18 protein-coding genes are annotated in these 18,094 nt (G+C 71.2%); 7 read left to right on the top strand and 11 right to left on the bottom strand.

What is annotated here, in order from left to right:
• Window positions 1-104: 104 nt before the first annotated feature.
• Both BL254_RS06085 and BL254_RS26875 read right to left on the bottom strand, forming a co-directional pair.
• Window positions 105-1,103, bottom strand: coding sequence for a hypothetical protein (locus tag BL254_RS06085; RefSeq protein WP_139342204.1), 999 nt, complete (start codon window positions 1,101-1,103; stop codon window positions 105-107).
• Between the two features lie 228 nt (window positions 1,104-1,331).
• Window positions 1,332-1,604 carry a hypothetical protein gene (locus tag BL254_RS26875; RefSeq protein WP_076842752.1) on the bottom strand — a complete coding sequence of 91 codons (273 nt, stop codon included), beginning with the start codon at window positions 1,602-1,604 and terminating at the stop codon, window positions 1,332-1,334.
• 765 nt (window positions 1,605-2,369) lie between these two features.
• Between BL254_RS26875 and BL254_RS06095 the strand changes: the two genes are divergently transcribed.
• Window positions 2,370-3,299 (top strand): type IV toxin-antitoxin system AbiEi family antitoxin domain-containing protein, encoded by a 930-nt coding sequence (locus tag BL254_RS06095; protein ID WP_047222402.1) that lies wholly within the window; start codon window positions 2,370-2,372, stop codon window positions 3,297-3,299.
• A gap of 207 nt (window positions 3,300-3,506) precedes the next feature.
• Here BL254_RS06095 and BL254_RS28190 read toward each other — a convergent pair whose 3' ends face one another.
• The 8 genes from BL254_RS28190 to BL254_RS06135 all read right to left on the bottom strand — a co-directional run bounded on the left by BL254_RS28190 (window position 3,507) and on the right by BL254_RS06135 (window position 10,683).
• On the bottom strand, window positions 3,507-3,866 hold the full coding sequence (locus tag BL254_RS28190) for a metal-sulfur cluster assembly factor (protein WP_254857869.1): 360 nt from the start codon (window positions 3,864-3,866) through the stop codon (window positions 3,507-3,509).
• 209 nt (window positions 3,867-4,075) lie between these two features.
• Window positions 4,076-4,537 carry a Fe-S cluster assembly sulfur transfer protein SufU gene (gene sufU / locus BL254_RS06105; protein WP_013873125.1) on the bottom strand — a complete coding sequence of 154 codons (462 nt, stop codon included), beginning with the start codon at window positions 4,535-4,537 and terminating at the stop codon, window positions 4,076-4,078.
• Window positions 4,534-5,886 (bottom strand): cysteine desulfurase, encoded by a 1,353-nt coding sequence (locus BL254_RS06110; protein ID WP_235433405.1) that lies wholly within the window; start codon window positions 5,884-5,886, stop codon window positions 4,534-4,536. The genes sufU and BL254_RS06110 overlap by 4 nt, the downstream gene beginning before the upstream one ends.
• A gap of 5 nt (window positions 5,887-5,891) precedes the next feature.
• Window positions 5,892-6,671, bottom strand: coding sequence for a Fe-S cluster assembly ATPase SufC (sufC, locus tag BL254_RS06115; protein WP_076842754.1), 780 nt, complete (start codon window positions 6,669-6,671; stop codon window positions 5,892-5,894).
• A gap of 142 nt (window positions 6,672-6,813) precedes the next feature.
• On the bottom strand, window positions 6,814-7,131 hold the full coding sequence (locus tag BL254_RS06120; protein ID WP_047222405.1) for a non-heme iron oxygenase ferredoxin subunit: 318 nt from the start codon (window positions 7,129-7,131) through the stop codon (window positions 6,814-6,816).
• On the bottom strand, window positions 7,131-8,426 hold the full coding sequence (gene sufD / locus BL254_RS06125; protein WP_254857839.1) for a Fe-S cluster assembly protein SufD: 1,296 nt from the start codon (window positions 8,424-8,426) through the stop codon (window positions 7,131-7,133). Before sufD ends, BL254_RS06120 begins: the two co-directional genes overlap by 1 nt.
• Window positions 8,426-9,850 (bottom strand): Fe-S cluster assembly protein SufB, encoded by a 1,425-nt coding sequence (gene sufB, locus BL254_RS06130; RefSeq protein WP_076842755.1) that lies wholly within the window; start codon window positions 9,848-9,850, stop codon window positions 8,426-8,428. Before sufB ends, sufD begins: the two co-directional genes overlap by 1 nt.
• A complete protein-coding gene (locus BL254_RS06135) occupies window positions 9,847-10,683 on the bottom strand; it encodes a metalloregulator ArsR/SmtB family transcription factor (RefSeq protein ID WP_076842756.1) in 837 nt (278 codons plus the stop codon). Before BL254_RS06135 ends, sufB begins: the two co-directional genes overlap by 4 nt.
• A 528-nt stretch (window positions 10,684-11,211) precedes the next feature.
• Between BL254_RS06135 and BL254_RS06140 the strand changes: the two genes are divergently transcribed.
• From BL254_RS06140 to BL254_RS06155, 4 genes are all read left to right on the top strand, one after another.
• Complete coding sequence (locus BL254_RS06140; protein ID WP_052914473.1) at window positions 11,212-11,712, top strand: transcriptional regulator; 501 nt, start codon at window positions 11,212-11,214, stop codon at window positions 11,710-11,712.
• A 231-nt stretch (window positions 11,713-11,943) separates the two neighbouring features.
• On the top strand, window positions 11,944-12,885 hold the full coding sequence (locus BL254_RS06145; RefSeq protein WP_076842757.1) for an ABC transporter ATP-binding protein: 942 nt from the start codon (window positions 11,944-11,946) through the stop codon (window positions 12,883-12,885).
• Window positions 12,882-13,730 carry an ABC transporter permease gene (locus BL254_RS06150; protein WP_076842758.1) on the top strand — a complete coding sequence of 283 codons (849 nt, stop codon included), beginning with the start codon at window positions 12,882-12,884 and terminating at the stop codon, window positions 13,728-13,730. Before BL254_RS06145 ends, BL254_RS06150 begins: the two co-directional genes overlap by 4 nt.
• 103 nt (window positions 13,731-13,833) lie before the next feature.
• Window positions 13,834-14,844 (top strand): heme A synthase, encoded by a 1,011-nt coding sequence (locus tag BL254_RS06155; protein ID WP_371390069.1) that lies wholly within the window; start codon window positions 13,834-13,836, stop codon window positions 14,842-14,844.
• 300 nt (window positions 14,845-15,144) lie between these two features.
• On the opposite strand, the gene BL254_RS06160 is transcribed toward BL254_RS06155, so the two are convergent.
• Window positions 15,145-16,224: a heme o synthase gene (locus BL254_RS06160; RefSeq protein WP_076842759.1), complete on the bottom strand. Its 1,080-nt coding sequence runs from the start codon at window positions 16,222-16,224 to the stop codon at window positions 15,145-15,147.
• A 55-nt stretch (window positions 16,225-16,279) separates the two neighbouring features.
• Between BL254_RS06160 and BL254_RS25785 the strand changes: the two genes are divergently transcribed.
• Both BL254_RS25785 and tal read left to right on the top strand, forming a co-directional pair.
• Window positions 16,280-16,573 carry a hypothetical protein gene (locus tag BL254_RS25785; RefSeq protein WP_139342205.1) on the top strand — a complete coding sequence of 98 codons (294 nt, stop codon included), beginning with the start codon at window positions 16,280-16,282 and terminating at the stop codon, window positions 16,571-16,573.
• A gap of 258 nt (window positions 16,574-16,831) precedes the next feature.
• The gene (tal, locus tag BL254_RS06170) at window positions 16,832-17,962 is read left to right on the top strand and encodes a transaldolase (RefSeq protein WP_047222488.1); all 1,131 of its coding nucleotides are present in this window, start codon (window positions 16,832-16,834) and stop codon (window positions 17,960-17,962) included.
• Window positions 17,963-18,094 lie beyond the last annotated feature (132 nt).

Below are 18,094 nucleotides of genomic sequence, written 5' to 3' on the forward strand. Positions count from 1 at the left end.
CGCCCACGGCCCCGGCCGGGCCAGGCGTGGAGAGCCGGGGTGCGGTTCTCGCGGCAGGTCCGGATGCCGGGCCCGCCGCGGGACGGCCGTCCACGATCAGAGCGTCAGATCGTGCTCCCGTCCTGTTTCCAGGCGCGGGCCCGGGCGAGGAAGGACCGGACGCCGTCCGCGTTCGCGTGACCGGCCCGCAGCGCGAGCAGGGTCGCCGCCAGCGGACGGCCCACCGCCCGGAACGGGCGGGGCGCCAGGTCGAAGGCGGTGCCGGCCCGGTCGAGCGCGGATTCCACGTCGCCACGGTGGGCGTCGGCGGCGGCCAGATGGGCGAGCGCGACCGCGACGAATCCCGGACGGTTCATCGCCGTCAGCGCGGGCAGGGCGACGTCGGCGTAGTCCGTGGCGGCGCTGTGGTCACCGGCCGCCGCGGCGGCGATCAGCCCGTGGTAGGCGACCTCCACCGGGTGGACGGCACCGGGATCCTCCCCGCCGGGAGTCCCCCGCTGCTCGGCCGGCAGCGCGAACGCCTGGCCGATCGCCCGGTCCGCGATCCTGGCCACCTCGTCGGGACGCCCGCCGGGCAGGACCGCGACCGCCCGCGCCTGCAGCGCGAGCGCGGCGATGGCCACCGGGGTGCCGTTGGCCTGGCGCTGGCCGTCCATGGCAAGCCGCAACGCCGACTCCGGATGCTCCTCGTACAGCTCGATCATTCCGGCGATCTTCCGGGCGTAGCCGACGGCTAACGCGTCGCCGGCGGACCGGCCGTGCCGGTAGGCGGCCTCGGCGAGCCGCCGGGCCTGGTCGATCCGGTCAGTGTTGAACAGCGCGTCGGCGCGCAGCGCCTCGACATGGGCCAGGGTGGCGCCGGCGGCCCGGCGCTGCGCCGGGGCCACCCGACGTTCGGACAGGCGGACGACCTCCGCGTAGAGGGCGTCCAGCCGCGGCAGGGATTCGGTCAGCGGAATGTCCTCGTACTCGCAGACCAGTACTCGGAAGCGCGCGTCGACGTCCGCCAGCTCGTCGACGAAGGGCGACATCGTCACTGCGCCGCCAGCGGCGAGAGTGGCCAGAACGGCGAGCTGACGTCGGCTCGGGGCCCCTGTATCCACCGTGATGACCTCCCTGACCTGGGCTTCTGGCCAGTGTCGGGCCATCGTCTCTGATCGTGCCGTTGATTGAGCATGCTTACTCCCCGTGTCGCTACGATCTGTACATATAACCGTAGCGACACGAGACGCTTGCGGTAAGTAAACAGGAAGGCATGTCTCGGGCTAGGTGTGTTCTCCGTCCCGTCCCGATGCGCTCTCCCCGGCGCGCTCCCCTCGGCGCGGCGGTCCTCAGGGGCGGGCTGGCGCGCTCGCCCGAGAACGCAGCACAAGGGAGCCCGCGAACAGACCGACGCTGATCGCGAGCTGCGCGAACCACCAGGCCGCCACATCGTGATGGCCCGAGGCCGGGCACAGCGCCGAGAGCGCCACAAGCCCGGCGCCCGCGTAGGTGGCCGCCCCGAGCCCCCAGCGGCGGCCGGCAAGCAGCGCGACAAAGGCCACGAACAGCAGCACCAGGGTGACGTCACCGATGGCCCCGATCAGGACCGGCGTCCGATCCACCGCCTGAGGGCCATCGGGAACCGGCTCGATCATCGTGGCAACGACGGTCCCAACGGCAAGAACGACAGCCCACCAACGCAGAACAGCCGACCGAACAGCACCGACGGCAGCCGGACCCACCCGCGACCTCGACCCCGCCGGCACCGCCAGCGGGGACGAGCGCAGGGCATCCGGACGACCCTGCCAGCCCTCGGCTTCCCGCCCGGCCAGCCGCACGCCCCCACCGGCCCCGCCGGCCTCACCAGTTCCGCTAACGCTGCCAACCCTGCCGGTTCCACCAACCCCGCCGGTTCCACCAACCTCACCGGCTCCGCCAACGCTGCCGACCCCGCCAGCACCGCCCGCCACAGGCGCATCAACCCCGCCGTCTGGCACGCCTCCGCCATCGACACCCGTACGACTGATGACAGCGTTGTCGATATTCAGGGCGTCGACGTCCCAGCCAACCCCGCACACAGACGTCTGCCAACGGGCTGTCTCGGACTCCAGCTCAGTAGTGACCGTCATATTTCCACGATAGGCCCGCCCGCCACTCCACACGCCCCCGCGCTAACTTGCCGACACCTCCCCAGCGCCACCCACCGCGAACCGGGCTTCCGAACCTGTGGCCCGGCCCCATCCCAGCCCACGCCGGCATCCGCGCCGGCCGCCGTGACCACACCACCTACATCACTGTCCGGGATCTTGAATCGGCGCCTTCGACGGTTGTCCACAGATCCGTTTCAGGTATGGCACCGTTCCGGGGTGCGTGGGGAAGATCCAGTCATGGTCCGCTCGCCGTTCAGCACACCGCCGGCTCTTCTGCGTCAGGCGCGGCAGCAGGACGGGGTGATCAGCGGCTCGCAGGCCCAGGCTTTCGGGCTGACCCGTCGGCAGATCGCGCGTCTTGTCCACAGCGGCGAGTGGCAGTATCCGGGAAGAGGCGCGTACCTTCTGCCTGGGGCTCACCCGCATCGGAGCCGGGTTCGCGCGGCCCTGCTACACCGGCCGGACGCCGTTGCCTGCGAGATCACCGCGGCGCGGCTGCTGGCGTTCGGCGGCCTCCCGGTGGCACGGCCCGACGAGCCGGTGCACCTGCTGTTGCCATTCGAGTCCGCGCGGAGACAGCCGAACGGCGTGAAACTGCACTGGGATGACGTGCCRCACGCCCACGTCACGGACATCCACGGCATTCCGACGACATCGGCGCCCCGCACACTCGTCGACATGGTGCTGCGCCGCGACCGTGATGATGCCGTCGCTCTCATGGACGCGGCGTTGCGCGGCGGTCATCTCACCGATCTCACCAGCGCCCGGTCCCTTGCGTTCGGCAGGCGGGGCGCGGCAGCGCGGTCGAGCTGGTGGCGGCACGCCGACGGCAGAGCCGAGTCCCCGCTGGAGACGCGGCTACGGCTGTTGCTGACCGACGCCGGCGTGGCTCCCGAACAGCTCCAGTGGCAGGTCCGGGACGACAGTGGACGCGTCGTCGCCCGTCTGGACCTGGCCTGGCCGAGCCGTCAGCTCGACGTCGAGGCGGACGGGACGTCCGTACACGGCGGCCCGGTGGCCCTGTACCGCGACCGGCACCGGCAGAACCTGCTGACAACACTCGGCTGGACCGTACTCCGCTTCACCTGGCCCGACGTGACACAACGCCCCGGCTACGTGACCCACACCGTCACACGCGCCCTCGCCACGGGCAGCGGCCAACCATGATCAGCGTAAGTTTGTCGTTGTGTACGCATATCGGGCCGAAAAGCGTACACAACGACAAAATTATAGCGATCATGAACTGGAAAGGGGCGCTGGATGGCAGTCGGGCGGCCGGCCGACGGTGGCCGGGGTTCGGCGGTGGGGGGCGGTTCGGCGGTGGCCGAGGTRGCCGGGGTTCGGCGGTGCCGGTCCCGGGGCAGGCGTCCCGAATCAGACGTTGAAGCCGAGGGCGCGCAGCTGGTCGCGGYCGTCATCGGTGATCTTGTCGGGGCCCCACGGCGGCATCCAGACCCAGTTGATGGTCACGTCGTTGACCAGGGCGTCCGGGCCGTCGGTGAGGKCGGAGCGGGTCTGGTCCTCGATCACGTCCGTCAGCGGGCACGCCGCCGACGTCAGCGTCATGTCCAGGGTCACGGTGTTGTCGTCGTGGATGTTGATCCCGTAGACCAGGCCCAGGTCGACGACGTTGATGCCGAGCTCGGGGTCGACGACGTCGCGCATGGCCTCCTCGACGTCGTCGAGAGCGGCCTTGTCGACGGCAGCACCGGCGGCCACCCCGCCGGCGGCCACCCCTCCGGCGGCCTCCCCCCCTGGGGCCGTCCCGCCGCCAGCGCTCTGCCCGCCACCGGCGGCCGTCCCGTCGACAGCGGCTGCCTCGCCGGGAGCCGCCGCGCCGGTGGCGGCCGGGTCGCCGGCGGTGGTGGCAGCGGTGGCCGTGGCTCGCGCCGCCGCCGGGTCGCTACCGGTCGTCTCCTGGTCGGCCAGCGTGGTGGTTTCGCTCATCGGTCCGTCTCCTGTTCCGGGATGCCGCCCACGGCCTGCGCGGTCGCGTCCTTCCAGGCCATCCATGACAGCAGGGCGCACTTGACCCTGGCCGGATACTTTGACACGCCCGCGAAGGCGACCGCGTCCTCCAGCACGTCCTCGTCCGGCTCCATGGTGCCGCGGGACTGCATCAGCGCCAGGAACTCCCGTTCCAGTCCGAGCGCGTCGGCCACGGACCTGCCGATCACAAGGTCGGTCATGACGCTCGCGGACGCCTGGCTGATCGAACAGCCCTCGCTCTCGTAGGAGACGTCCGTCACCACACCGTCGGCGACCCTGACCCGTAGGGTCACCTCGTCGCCGCAGGTCGGGTTGACGTGGTGGACCTCGGCGTCGAACGGTTCGCGCAGCCCGCGGTGATGCGGGTTGCGGTAGTGGTCCAGGATGATCTCCTGGTACATGGAGTCCAGTTTCACGTTCCGAAGAACCTCCGGACATGCCCCAGACCTTCCACGAGCGCGTCGACCTCACTTCGGGTCGAGTACAGGTGGAAGGACGCCCGGGTCGTGGCCGGAACGCCGAAGCGCAGGCAGACCGGGCGGGCACAGTGATGCCCCACACGGACGGCGACACCGAGTTCGTCGAGCAGCTGGCCGACGTCGTGCGGGTGCAGCGGCCGGCCGTCGGAGCCGGTCAGGACGAACGAGACGGCGCCGCCCCGGTCGACCGCGTCCGGCGGCCCGATGATCCGCAGCCCGGGTACGGCGGTCAGCCGCTCGATGGCGTAGGCGGTGACGTCGTGCTCGTGCGCGGCGACGGCGTCCATGCCAAGATCGGTGAGGTAGTCGACGGCGGCGCCGAGACCGACCGCCTGGGCGATCATCGGGGTGCCGGCCTCGAACCGGTGCGGCGGGGCGGCGTAGGTCGACGCCTCCATCGTCACGAGCTCGATCATCTCGCCGCCGCCGAGGAACGGCGGCATGACCTCCAGCAGCTCGCGCCGGCCCCACAGCACGCCGATCCCGGTCGGCCCGCACATCTTGTGGCCGGTGAAGGCGAGGAAGTCCACGCCGAGGGCGGTGACGTCGATCGGCATGTGCGGCACGGACTGGGAGCCGTCGAGGACGACCAGCGCGCCGACCTCGCGGGCCCGGGCGACCAGCGTCGCGACCGGGTTGACCGTGCCGAGGATGTTCGACTGGTGCACGAACGAGACGACCTTCGTCCGCTCGTTGATCACCTGGTCGAGGGTGGTGAGGTCAAGGCGGCCGTCGTCGGTGATGCCGATCCAGCGCAGCGTCGCCCCGGTCCGCCGGCACAGCATCTGCCACGGCACCAGGTTGGAGTGGTGCTCCATCTCGGTGACGACGACCTCGTCGCCGGGGCCGAGCCGGAACCGCTCCGCCTCCGGGCCGGACGCCGCCGCGTTGCTCATCGCGTAGGCGACGAGGTTCAGCGCCTCCGAGGAGTTCTTGGTGAAGACGACCTCGTCGCGCCGAGGGGCGCCGATGAACGCCGCGACCTTGTCCCGGGCGTTCTCGTACAGCGCGGTGGCCTCCTCGGCGAGGACGTGGATGCCGCGGTGGACGTTGGCGTTGTGCAGCTCGTAGTAGTCCCGCTCGGCGTCGAGGACGCGGGTGGGCTTCTGCGAGCTCGCCGCGCTGTCGAGGTAGACCAGCGGCCGGTCGTCGTGGACCCGGCGCGTCAGGATCGAGAAGTCCTTGCGTACCCGCTCGACGTCGTACCCGGGCACCGGCCCGCCCACCCCGGTGAGGGTGGGCGCGGGCCCCGCGTTGGCCCTGGTGTCGCTCCCCGTGTCGGTCATCGTCGTCACGCCACCGTCCCGGCCGGCTCGGTCGTCTTCACGTACCGGTCGTAGCCGCTGTCCTCCAGGACCGCGGCGAGCTCCGGGCCACCGGAGTCGACGATGCGGCCGCCGGCCATCACGTGGACGAACTCCGGCTTCACGTATCGCAGGATGCGGGTGTAGTGGGTGATCAGCAGGATGCCGGTCTGCCCCGCCGACCGGACAGACTCGATGCCGGCGGAGACGATCCGCAGCGCGTCCACGTCGAGGCCGGAGTCGGTCTCGTCCAGAATCGCGATCTTCGGCTTGAGCAGGGCCATCTGCAGGATCTCGTGGCGCTTCTTCTCGCCGCCGGAAAAGCCCTCGTTGACGCTGCGCTCGGCGAACGCCGKGTCCATCTCCAGCGTCGCCATGGACTCGCGGACCTCCTTGACCCACGTCCGCAGCTTGGGCGCCTCACCGCGCACGGCCGTCACCGACGAGCGCAGGAAGTTCGACACCGACACACCGGGCACCTCGACGGGATACTGCATGGCCAGGAAGATCCCGGCGCGGGCCCGCTCGTCGACGCTCTGCGCGAGGACGTCGACGCCGTCCAGCGTCACCGTTCCCTCGGTGATCGTGTACTTGGGGTGGCCTGCGATGGAATACGCCAGCGTCGACTTGCCGGAGCCGTTCGGCCCCATGATCGCATGGGTCTCGCCGCGACGGATCGTCAGATCCACGCCGCGCAGGATCTCCCTCCCCTCGGCGGAGTCGGTCTCCACCGAGACATGGAGGTTACGGATCTCAAGGGTCGACACGTTAGTTCAATCTCCTCAAACCGCTATCTGTGACGCGCGCCGCGCACCCTGCCCTGTGCCCTGCCCCACAGGGCCTGCCCCGCTGTGGAGGCCTGCCCTGGAGGACTCGCACCGTGGCCTGGCGTGCGCTGCGCGCCGTGCGCTATGACTCCCCGACGTCCACGAGCACATCGTCGCCGTCGATCTTCACGGGATAGACGGGCACCGGCTCGGTTGCCGGCAGCCCAAGGGGCTCACCTGTGGTGAGGTCGAACTGCGAACCGTGCAGCCAGCACTCGATCTTCGCGTCCTCGATCTCGCCCTGGGAGAGCATGACGTCGGCGTGCGAGCACTCGTCGCGGATGGCGTAGACCTGCCCGGCCGCCAGCGCCAGGCACACCGGCTCCCCGTCGATCTCCACCCCGAGCGGGACGTCCTCGCTCAGGTCGGAGAGGGCACACGCCCGCTGGAAACCGCCCACTACACGACCCCGCCGAGCTCGGCCTCGACCGCCGCGGCGATCCGCTCCCGCAGCGAATCGATCTCGATCCGGTCGACGATCTCGGCGAAGAAGCCCCGGACGACCAGGCGCCGCGCCTCGTCCGCCGGAATGCCCCGCGCCATCAGGTAGAACAGCGCCTCGTCGTCGAACCGCCCGGTCGCGCTGGCATGGCCGGCGCCGACGACCTCCCCGGTGGAGATCTCCAGGTTCGGCACCGAGTCCGCCCGGGCGCCGTCGGTGAGGACGAGGTTGCGGTTGAGCTCGTAGGTGTCGGTACCCACGGCGTCCGCCCCGATCACGACGTCACCGATCCACACCGCGTGCGCGCCGTCGCCCTGCAGGGCGCCCTTGTAGGCCACCCGGCTGCGGCACGAGCGCGGGCCGTGGTCGACGAGCAGGCGGTGCTCCTGGTGCTGGCCGGCGTCGGTGAAGAACAGCCCGTAGAGCTCCGCGTCCCCACCGGGCCCGGCGTAGGTGACCGTGGGTGACAGACGTACCAGATCACCACCGAGGGTGACGGTGAACGAGCGGAACCGCGCGTCCCGACCGACCGCGGCCGCGTGCGCGGCCACGTGCACCGCGCCGGCGTCCCAGTCCTGCAACGACACCAGCGTCAGTGACGCGCTGTCACCGACCGACAGTTCGACGTTGCCGGCGAACGTGGCCGCCCCGGTGTGATCAAGCACCACCGTGGCGGACGCGAACGCGCCGACCTCGACGACCAGATGGCCGTAGGCGACCCCGCCGCCGCCGTGCAGCCGCACGACCACCGGCTCGGCCGGCGCGGCCTCGGCGGGAACAGTGATCACGACGGCGTGCTCGGCCCGGGTCATCGCGAACGCCGACACCCGGTCGGACGGGGTCAGCACCCGCCCGATACGCCCGTCATCGAGGCCGACATGCTCGACCGTGACCGGCGGCGGGGCCTGCACGCTCACCTCAAGGGCGGCGTCGGTCGCCTCCGGGCCGGTGAGCAGGCCGCGCAGGCGGCGCAGCGGGGTGAACCGCCACTCCTCCTCACGCCCGGTCGGGACGGGATGGGCCTGCGGGTCACGGGAGTGCACCGGCCGCGGCCGGCTGTCGGGCCGCCGGTCCGGCGCGCCCGCGGCCGCCCCGGGCCGAGAGCCGAACGGCAGGCCGGTCGACGACCCCGCCGGCACCGGCACGGTCGCGGTGGCGGTTCCACCGACCGCGGTGGCGGCGGGCGACCCGTCCGGCGAGCCCGACGGAGTCGGTGAACCCGGCGAACCGTTGTGGGCAGGAGCTGTCACCATCAGCCGACCGCGCCTTCCATCTGCAGCTCGATCAGTCGGTTGAGCTCGAGGGCGTACTCCATCGGCAGCTCGCGGGCGATCGGCTCGACGAACCCGCGCACCACCATCGCCATCGCCTCGTCCTCGGACAGCCCGCGGCTCATCAGGTAGAAGAGCTGGTCCTCCCCGACCTTGGACACGGTGGCCTCGTGCCCGATGGAGGCGTCGTCCTCGCGGACGTCGACGTAGGGGTAGGTGTCCGACCGGCTGACCGTGTCGACCAGCAGGGCGTCGCACTTCACCGTCGCCCGCGAGTTGTGCGCGCCCTCCTGGATCTGCACCAGACCGCGGTAGGACGTGCGGCCGCCGCCGCGGGCCACCGACTTGGACACGATCGTGGACGACGTCCGCGGCGCCGCGTGCACCATCTTCGCGCCGGCGTCCTGGTGCTGGCCGGCGCCGGCGAAGGCGATCGAGAGCACCTCGCCCTTGGCCTGCTCGCCGAGCAGCCACACCGCCGGGTACTTCATCGTCACCTTGGAGCCGATGTTGCCGTCGATCCACTCCATGGTGCCGCCGGCCTGGCARGCGGCCCGCTTGGTCACCAGGTTGTAGACGTTGTTCGACCAGTTCTGGATGGTCGTGTACCTGCAGCGGGCGTTCTTCTTCACGACGATCTCCACGACCGCGGAGTGCAGCGAGTCCGAGGAGTAGATCGGCGCGGTGCAGCCCTCGACATAGTGGACGTAGGCACCCTCGTCCACGATGATCAAGGTCCGCTCGAACTGGCCCATGTTCTCGGTGTTGATGCGGAAGTACGCCTGCAGCGGGATCTCCACGTGCACGCCCGGCGGGACGTAGATGAAGGAGYCACCGGACCACACCGCGGTGTTCAGYGCGGCGAACTTGTTGTCACCGACCGGGATGACCGAGCCGAAGTACTCCTGGAATATCTCCGGGTGCTCCCGCAGGCCGGTGTCGGTGTCGAGGAAGATGACGCCCTGCTCCTCAAGATCCTCACGAATCTTGTGGTAGACGACCTCGCTCTCGTACTGGGCCGCCACGCCGGAGACCAGACGCTGCTTCTCGGCTTCGGGGATGCCGAGCTTGTCGTAGGTGTTGCGAATGTCCGCCGGCAGGTCGTCCCAGCTCTCCGCCTGCTTCTCGGTCGAACGGACAAAATACTTGATGTTGTCGAAATCGATCCCGGACAGGTCCGCGCCCCAGGTGGGCATGGGCTTGCGACCGAACAGCTTCAGACCCTTCAGCCGGAGCTGGGTCATCCACTCCGGCTCGCCCTTCTTGGCCGAGATGCCCAGGACGACCGCTTCGGACAGCCCGCGTTCGGCGGTCGCCGCGTACGCGTCCGTGTCGGACCAGCCGAACTTGTAGGAACCCAGTCCTTCGAGCCGACTGTCGATCTCGGTCTCAGGAGTTGTGGTCATATGACAGGACCCTCCGAGGAGGTCAGAGAAGTGGCGGTGGGGGTGGAAACAGGTGGGGCGGACCGCGGCGCGGCGGACACGGCCGGCCCGGCCGACGTGGCGGACCCGTCCGAGGCGGTAGGCCCGCTGGAGGCCGGGGCGGCACGATCGTGGTCGTCCTCGGGCCGCTGGGACTCCCGGGTCTCCAGCGGCACATGCGTCGTGCACACCCCGTCACCATGGGCGATGGTGGCGAGCCGCTGGACGTGGGAGTCCAACAGCCGCGACAACGCGGCCGTCTCCGCGCCACAGAGCTCGGGGAACTGCTCGGCGACATGCTGGACGGGGCAGTGGTGCTGGCAGATCTGGACGCCCGTCGGCAGCTGCGAGGCGCTCGCGGTGTAACCGGCGGCGGACATCGCCGCCGCCAGCGCCGCCGGCCGGTCGGCCGGATCGGCCCGGGCGACCGCGGCCCGCACCCGCCGCTCCAACTCGGCGGCGCGCGCCTCGGCGAACTCCGCGACGACCGCCTGGCCGGCGACGTCCGCGAGAAAGCTCAGCGCGCTGGTGGCCAGATCCTCGTACGCGGTCGGGCCGGCCGCGTGACCGGCGGCGGTGAGCTGGTAGACCCGAGCCGGACGGCCACGGCCACGCGGAGCCGGGTTACGAGCCGACCGGGTGGTGATCGTGCCTTCCGCGAGCATCGCGTCCAGATGGCGGCGGATCGCCGCCGGTGACAGGCCGAGATGTGCGGAAAGGGTGACCGCGGTCGAGGGGCCGAGCTCCAGGAGCAGGCGCGCGACACGGTCACGGGTCCGGCCATCGGCCGCCGTACCGTTGGAGGTGTCGGGCATGCTTTTCACAACACCACTGTGCCTTATTTCCCGCCGAGGGTCTAACCCCTCGGCCCACCGGTACGACGTGATCTGTCGAGGTACCCGACCATCGTGGCATCTGAGCTGGGCGAAGAGCGTCCGCTTGGGGCGAGCGTCTGATCCGCCACACCCGTCGGCGGCTCCGGGCAGCGGCATGCCGGCCCGCGGCGATACCACACGGAGACCACCCGCATCGGGCTGTCATCGTGTGAATCGACCATCTCACAGACCAACTCCTGACAGGCTGTGGCCGGGGGCGGAAGGCGTCTCCGGCTCGACGCGACCCGGACGGAGACCGTGACCGAGGCCGACCACAGCGCTCGCGAGCCCGACGCTGACCTGGCCGGCATCTCCGGATCCGCCCCGGACGCCGCCGGCACCGGTAAGGCCGGTAGCGGTAGGACTGGTAGCGGTAGGACTGGTAGCGGTAGCGGTAAGACTGGTAGCGGTAAAGCCGGTAACGGTAAGGCCGGCACGAGCCCGCAGCGCGACGACTACGCGGCGGAGCTGGGACGCCGGCTGCGAGCCGCCCGCCACCGGCGCGGCATGTCCCTCGTCGACGTCCAGGAGCGTACGAACGGGCGCTGGACCGCCGGCACCCTGGGYGCCTATGAGCGGGGACGCCGCTCCCTGCGGGTACACCGCCTGATGGAGCTGGCCGAGCTCTACGACGTGACCGCGGTTGTGCTCATCCCGTCCCAGACGGACCGCTCCGAACTGGCCGGCCTGCCGCCGCTGACCATCGACCTGCAGCGGCTGCGCAAGCTGCCACCGACCCGGACCGGCCCGCTGCGGCGCTGGATCGCGATCGTGCAGGTGCTGCGTTCGGAGAGCTCCCGGGACGTGCTGCGCCTGCGTCGCACGGACCTGCTCTCGCTGGCGCGGCTCTACAGCACGACGCCGCCGCTGCTCTACGAGCGGCTGCGCGCGTGGGGCACGCTCGTCGAGCCGGGATCCGGGCAGCGACCCGCCCTGCCGCGCGGGCGGCGCGGCCAGCCCCGTTCCTGACCCCGGTCCCGACGCCGTCCCCCAGCCCCGTTCCTGGCTCCGTTCCCGACACTGTCCCCCAGCGCCGGTCCCGACGCTGTTTCCCGCGCTCCCCCACGCCCCTTGGCCTCGTTCCCGGCCGTCGCCGGTGGCCGCCCGACRAACGTCGCGGGCGGGTCGCTGAGGGGTTCTGACCGCATCCGGGTGGTTCCGGTCGCACCTACAGCGGCAAAGGTCCGTAGGATCGCGTGTGTGGCGGACGACCTGGCAGTCGAGGTTTCCAGCCTGGTCAAGACCTACTGGCCACGCTCGAACCGGGCCATACATGCTGTCAACGATCTGTCACTGACCGTTGTGGCGGGTTCGGTCACGGCACTGCTCGGCCCGAACGGCGCCGGCAAGACAACCACGATCGAGATCTGCGAGGGGTTCCGACGCCCGGACGCCGGCCACGTGCGGGTACTCGGGCTCGACCCCGCCCGCGACGGACCCGCTCTGCGCCCACGGGTGGGAGTCATGCTCCAGTCCGGCGGGGTGTACCCGGGCGCCCGCGCCGGTGAGATGCTCGCCCTGATCGCCGCGCACCATCGCGACCCGCTGGACGTCATCGCCCTGCTCGAGCGTGTCGGCATCACCGAAGTGGCCGGGATGCCCTACCGCCGTCTCTCCGGCGGCCAGCAGCAGCGCCTGGCCCTCGCGATGGCCCTCGTCGGCCGTCCGGAGCTGGTCTTCCTCGACGAGCCCACCGCCGGCATGGACGTGCAGGCCCGCCGCGCCACCTGGGAGCTGATCGAACAGCTGCGGATAGCCGGGGTCACGGTGGTGCTGACCACCCATGCCATGGACGAGGCGGAGCGGCTCRCCGACCACGTCGTCATCGTCGACCACGGCAAGGTCCTCGCGGCGGGCTCCCCGGCCGAGCTGACCAGCGGCGGCGCCAAGGGGGAACTGCGGTTCCGGGCGCTGGCCGGCCTCGACATCGACCGGCTGGARCTGGCCCTGCCCAGCGGCACCGTCGCCAGGGAGGGACCGCCCGGGCGCTATGTCATACAGGGGAAGGTCGACCCGCAGATGCTCGCCGCGGTGACCGCCTGGTGCGCGGGCAACGGTGTGATGGCCGAGGACCTCCAGGTCGAACAGCGCAGTCTTGAGGACGTGTTCGTGGAACTCACCGGTTCGGCGTTGCGGCCATGACCGACACGGAGGTACCGATCGGCGGCCGGAGCGGGAAGCCGGCCAGGCCGGTCGACTCCGGCTCCGCCGCGGGCGTGCGACAGCCGCTGGACCTGCGTCCCGCGCCGGGGGCGGCGAGCCGGTGGAACATGCTGCGCGCGCAGACGACGATCGAGCTGAAGCTGACGCTGCGGCGCGGGGAGTCGGTGCTGCTCACCCTGGTCATCCCGGTCGGCCTGCTGCTGTTCTTCACCGCCGTGGACGTGCTTCCCACCGACGGCGCCCGCTCGGTGGACTTCCTCGTCCCGGGCATCCTGGCGCTCGCGGTCATGTCGACGGCGTTCACCGGGCAGGCGATCGCGACCGGTTTCGAGCGTTCCTACGGCGTGCTGCGACGGTTCGGCGCCAGCCCGTTGCCCCGCTCGCTCCTGCTGGCGGGCAAGACGCTGGCCGTGGTCGCCGTGGAGCTCATCCAGGTCGCGGTGCTGGTCGCGGTCGGCTTCGCCCTCGGCTGGCACCCGCACGGCGGGCCGTGGTGGGTCGCGCTGCTCCTGCTGGTGGCCACCGTCGCGTTCTGCGGCCTGGGGCTGCTGATGGCAGGCACCCTGCGGGCGGAGGCGACGCTGGCCGCGGCCAACGGCGTCTACCTGCTGCTGCTGCTCGTCGGCGGGGTGATCGTCCCGCTGTCCCGGCTGCCGGGCTGGTTGGAGGCGGTGGGTCAGGCGCTGCCCACCGCGGCCSCCTCCGACGGCCTGCGGGCCGTCCTGCAGGACGGCGCCGGCCTGCCCGTCGGCGATCTGCTCGTGCTGTGTGCCTGGGCGGTCGGCTCCCTGGCGCTGGCGGCCCGGACCTTCAGATGGGAGTAGGGACACCGGTCGGAGCAGGAACGCCGGACCCGGACTTCTACAGACGGTAGTATCCACGGGAATGAACATGCGGCAGCCACTACGACTACCCACGGTGAGTCCGGTGGTCTTCCAGCGGCTCACCCGCGTCAGCGTCGTCCTGCTCGCGCTGATCGTGGTCACCGGCGGCGCGGTCCGGCTCACCGGCTCCGGGCTCGGCTGCCCCACCTGGCCCAGATGCAGCGAGGACTCGTTCGTCACGCAGTCGGAGTACTCCGTGCACGGCTGGATCGAGTTCGGCAACCGGCTGCTGACCACCGTCGTCGGGGCGGTGATGCTCCTGCTGCCGCTGGTGTCGTTACGGCTGCGCGAGCGCCGCCGTGACCTCGTCCTGCTCGCGTTCGGACTGTGGCTGGGCTTCCTCGGCCAGGTGGTGCTCGGTGGTCTGACCGTTCTGTTCAAGCTGCATCCCGCGCTGGTGGCGGGGCACTTCCTGCTGTCCATGCTGCTGCTGCTCGACGTCGTGGCGCTCGACCGTCGGGCCTGCGCCGGCCCGGGCCCGACGCGGCCGGCGGGTGGGCGCGAGCTGCTCTGGCTGTCCCGGCTGCTGGTGGGCGTCGCCGGGGCGGTGCTCGTCCTCGGCACGGTGGTCACCGGCACCGGGCCGCACAGCGGGGACTCCGCCGAGGCGAAACGGTTCGGGTTCGACATCACCAACGTCGCGCAGCTGCACGCCGACGCCGCGATGCTCCTGGTCGGGCTGGTCATCGCGACGGTCCTTACGGTGCGTGTCGGTGGCGCGTCCCGGGCTGCGGTTCGCGCGAGCAACGCGCTCGCCGTCATTACGGTCGCCCAGGCCTGCGTCGGGTTCGTCCAGTACTTCACCGGAGTCCCGGTCGCGCTGGTGGAGCTGCACATAGCCGGGGCCACCGCGCTGTGGATCGCAGCCCTGCACGTCTGGCTGGCCATGGTCAACCGACCGGCACCGGCCGACCTGCCCGCATCCCCGCCCGGCCCCCGGCGGCCACCGCCGACCGGCCACCCCACCACCGCCGGCCCCGCTACCGCCGACGCCGCTGGCACCGCTGGCACCGCTGGCACCGCTGACCAGCACCGGTCGAAAGCCCCGCTGTAACCCCACCCCAGCCGCCCGCACCCGTACTCGCGCGCCTGTGCCTGTAGGTGGTTCCCGTCACGATGACGACGGTTTTCACCTACGCCATCCGCTGCCGTAGGTGAAAACCGTCGTCAGGACAACGGAAACGACCTACGGTTGCCTGCCTCCCGCGCTCACCTGTAGGTGGTCCCAGCGACGGTTCCCACCTGGACGACCGCGAAGGTCGGACAGCGGTTCCGTTGTGGGCTCCGTCAGGCGGAATCTGTCCGCCCGAGCTCAGCGGGTCGGGCCAGCGGACGGCAGGTAGACGGCTTTCGACTACGGGTGCCACAGGGCGGCCAGGGCCACCGCGGCGAACAGGAGTGTCAGATAGGTGATGGACAGGTGGAACAGCCGCATGGGGCGAATCTGCCCGCCGCGGCGGACGGAGCGGACCAGCCGGTGCGCCTCGACCAGGAACCACCCGCCGAGCAGCGCGGCCACGACCAGGTAGGGCCATCCCGTGTCCGCGACCGGGACGAGCAGCAGGGACGTGGCGACCATCACGTACGAGTAGCCGAGTATCCGCCTGGCGACCACCGTCGGAGAGGYCACTACCGGCAGCATCGGAATCCCGGCGGCGGCGTAGTCGTCCCGGTACTTGATGGCCAGCGCCCAGAAGTGCGGCGGGGTCCAGAAGAAGATGACCGCGAAGAGCAGGACGGCGGGCCAGCCGACCGTACCGGTCACCGCGGACCAGCCGATGAGCACCGGGAAACAGCCGGCCGCGCCACCGATAACGATGTTGGACGAGCTACGGCGCTTGAGCCCGAGGGTGTAGACGAAGACATAGAACGCGATCGCCGCGTCGGCGAGCAGTGCCGACGGCCAGTTGACCGCGAAACCGAACAGCAGAGTCGCGGCGACACCCAGCAGGACGCCGAAGCGCAGCGCCTCGGCGGGCGTGACGTTCGCCCGCACCAGCGGCCGGGCGCGGGTGCGGGCCATCACCTGGTCGATGTCGCGGTCGATGTAGCAGTTGAACGTGTTGGCGCTGCCCGCCGCGAACGTCCCGCYGACCAGCGTCGCGAGTATCAGCCACAGCGAGGGCAGCCCGCGCTCGGCCAGCRGCATGACCGGGATGGTCGTGATCAGAAGCTGCTCGATGATCCGCGGCTTGGTCAGGGCGACGTAGGAGCGCACGAGCGCCCCGACCGGACGCCGGGACCTCTTCGACCTGCCCGGCTCGCCCGGGTCGGGCGAGCCGCTAGGACCGGTCGACCCGCTAGGACCGGTCGACCCGCCGCGCCCGCCGGCGGCCGGCTGCGCGGACATGGGCGGCTTCGGCAGGCTGGCTACCGGCGTGGACGCGGCCAGGGCGGACAGGACGACCTCGCGATCGGCGGGGACACAGGCCACCCGCCCGGACTCGGGGCCCCGGGGGTGCCGGGGCTTCGCGGCGTGGTTCTACGACGTGTCGGAGTCTAGCCGCCGGATGCCGCGGCGGGCGCGCGACCCGTCCGGAAGAAGATCCATCTCCCTGACCGTCTCCCGGTCGGCGCTGGTGACCCGGCCCCGCCGCGGCTGGCGGCTGGCGGCTGGCGGCTGGCGGCTGGCGGCTGGCGGCTGGCGGCTGGCGGCTGGCGGCTGGCGGCTGGCGGCTGGCGGAATCATCGAGCTTATTAGCTGGAAGACAGTGTTCTCGCTAACTTTTCCCAAGCTTCGTGAGCTGTCCGGGCGCGGGGGTGAGGGAAGCGCGAGAGGGTAGGTCCATCCATACCGGCAAGGGTGGTGGGGCAGGCCCGCCCCCGGCAGGAGTGGCAGGCCCACACCTGCCGGTACCGGCAACGGTGGACGCCCGCCCCTGCCGGTACTGGTGGCAGTGGTGGGCCTGCCCCCACCGCCACGGTCCGGCGCTGACCGGCATCGCGCGCCGACCACAATGGACATGACGACGGACATGACGACCACAAGCGCCGAACCGTCCATCGGCACGCCAGCGCTCCCCGGAGAGGACGCCCATCTGATGACCGACCCCCTGGCCCTGCTGTCCGCCACCGACGTGGCGGTCTGGCTCGACGACATCAGCCGGGACCGGCTGCGGACCGGCAACCTCGCCGAACTGGTGCGCACCCGCAGCGTCGTCGGTGTCACCAGCAATCCGACCATCTTCCAGAAGGCGATCAGCAGCGGATCGGCCTACGACGAACAGCTGCGTGACCTGGCCGTCCGCGGCGTGGACATCGGCGAGGCCGTCCGCGCGATCACGACCGCGGACGTCCGCGCCGCCTGTGACGTGCTGCGCCCCGCCTACGAGGCCAGCGGCGGGGTGGACGGCCGGGTGTCGATCGAGGTCGACCCGCGGCTCGCCCACGACACCGAGCGCACCGTGGCCGAGGCCCGCGCGCTGTGGTGGCTGGTCGACCGGCCGAACCTGTTCATCAAGATCCCGGCCACCCTCGCCGGCCTGCCGGCGATCACCGCCACGCTCGCCGCGGGTATCAGCGTCAACGTCACGCTGATCTTCGGGCTCGACCGCTACGACGCGGTGATGGACGCGTTCATCGCCGGCATCGAGCAGGCCGCGGCGGCCGGTTTGGAGCTGTCCGGCATCACCTCGGTCGCGTCGTTCTTCGTCAGCCGGGTCGACACCGAGGTGGACCGCCGGCTGGAGAAGATCGGCACCGCCGAGGCAAAGGCCCTGCGCGGTAAGGCCGCGGTCGCCAACGCGCGGCTGGCCTACCAGCGTTACGAGCGGGCGTTCGCCACCGAACGCTGGTCGGCGCTGGCGAAGGCCGGCGCCCGGCCGCAGCGGCCGCTGTGGGCGTCCACGTCCGCGAAGGACCCGTCCCTGCCGGATACGATCTACGTGGCGGAGCTGGTGGCCCCGGGCACGGTCAACACGATGCCGGAGGCAACACTGCACGCGTTCGCCGACCACGGGGTGGTCCGGGGCGACACGATCAGGCCGTACTACGACGACGCCCACGCGGTGCTGGCCGCCCTGGCCGACCTTGGCATCTCGTTCCCCGACGTCGTCGAGGTGCTCGAACGCGAGGGTGTGGAGAAGTTCGTGGACTCCTGGAACCAGTTGCTGACGGCGATCGGGGAACAGCTCGCGACCGCCGGCAGCCGGCCGGAAGCGCTCGCCGGCTGACAGGCCTGTCCGACCTGACGGACCCGACAGGCCTGTGCCACGAGAAGCCCGACGGACAGAACCCAGAAATCCGGACAGGCGGAGCCACCAGATGAAGCCAGACGAGGGAACCCCACGACAACGAGGAGGGGA

The sequence above is a fragment of the Protofrankia sp. BMG5.30 genome (assembly GCF_001983005.1).
Classification (GTDB): domain Bacteria; phylum Actinomycetota; class Actinomycetes; order Frankiales; family Frankiaceae; genus Protofrankia; species Protofrankia coriariae.

What these genes read in the sequence shown, in the direction of transcription:
- BL254_RS06110 (WP_235433405.1), bottom strand. Translation starts at nt 5,886, where the DNA reads ATGACCGACACGGGGAGCGACACCAGGGCCAACGCGGGGCCCGCGCCC.
- sufD (WP_254857839.1), bottom strand. Translation starts at nt 8,426, where the DNA reads ATGGTGACAGCTCCTGCCCACAACGGTTCGCCGGGTTCACCGACTCCG.
- BL254_RS06135 (WP_076842756.1), bottom strand. Translation starts at nt 10,683, where the DNA reads ATGCCCGACACCTCCAACGGTACGGCGGCCGATGGCCGGACCCGTGAC.
- tal (WP_047222488.1), top strand. Translation starts at nt 16,832, where the DNA reads ATGACCGACCCCCTGGCCCTGCTGTCCGCCACCGACGTGGCGGTCTGG.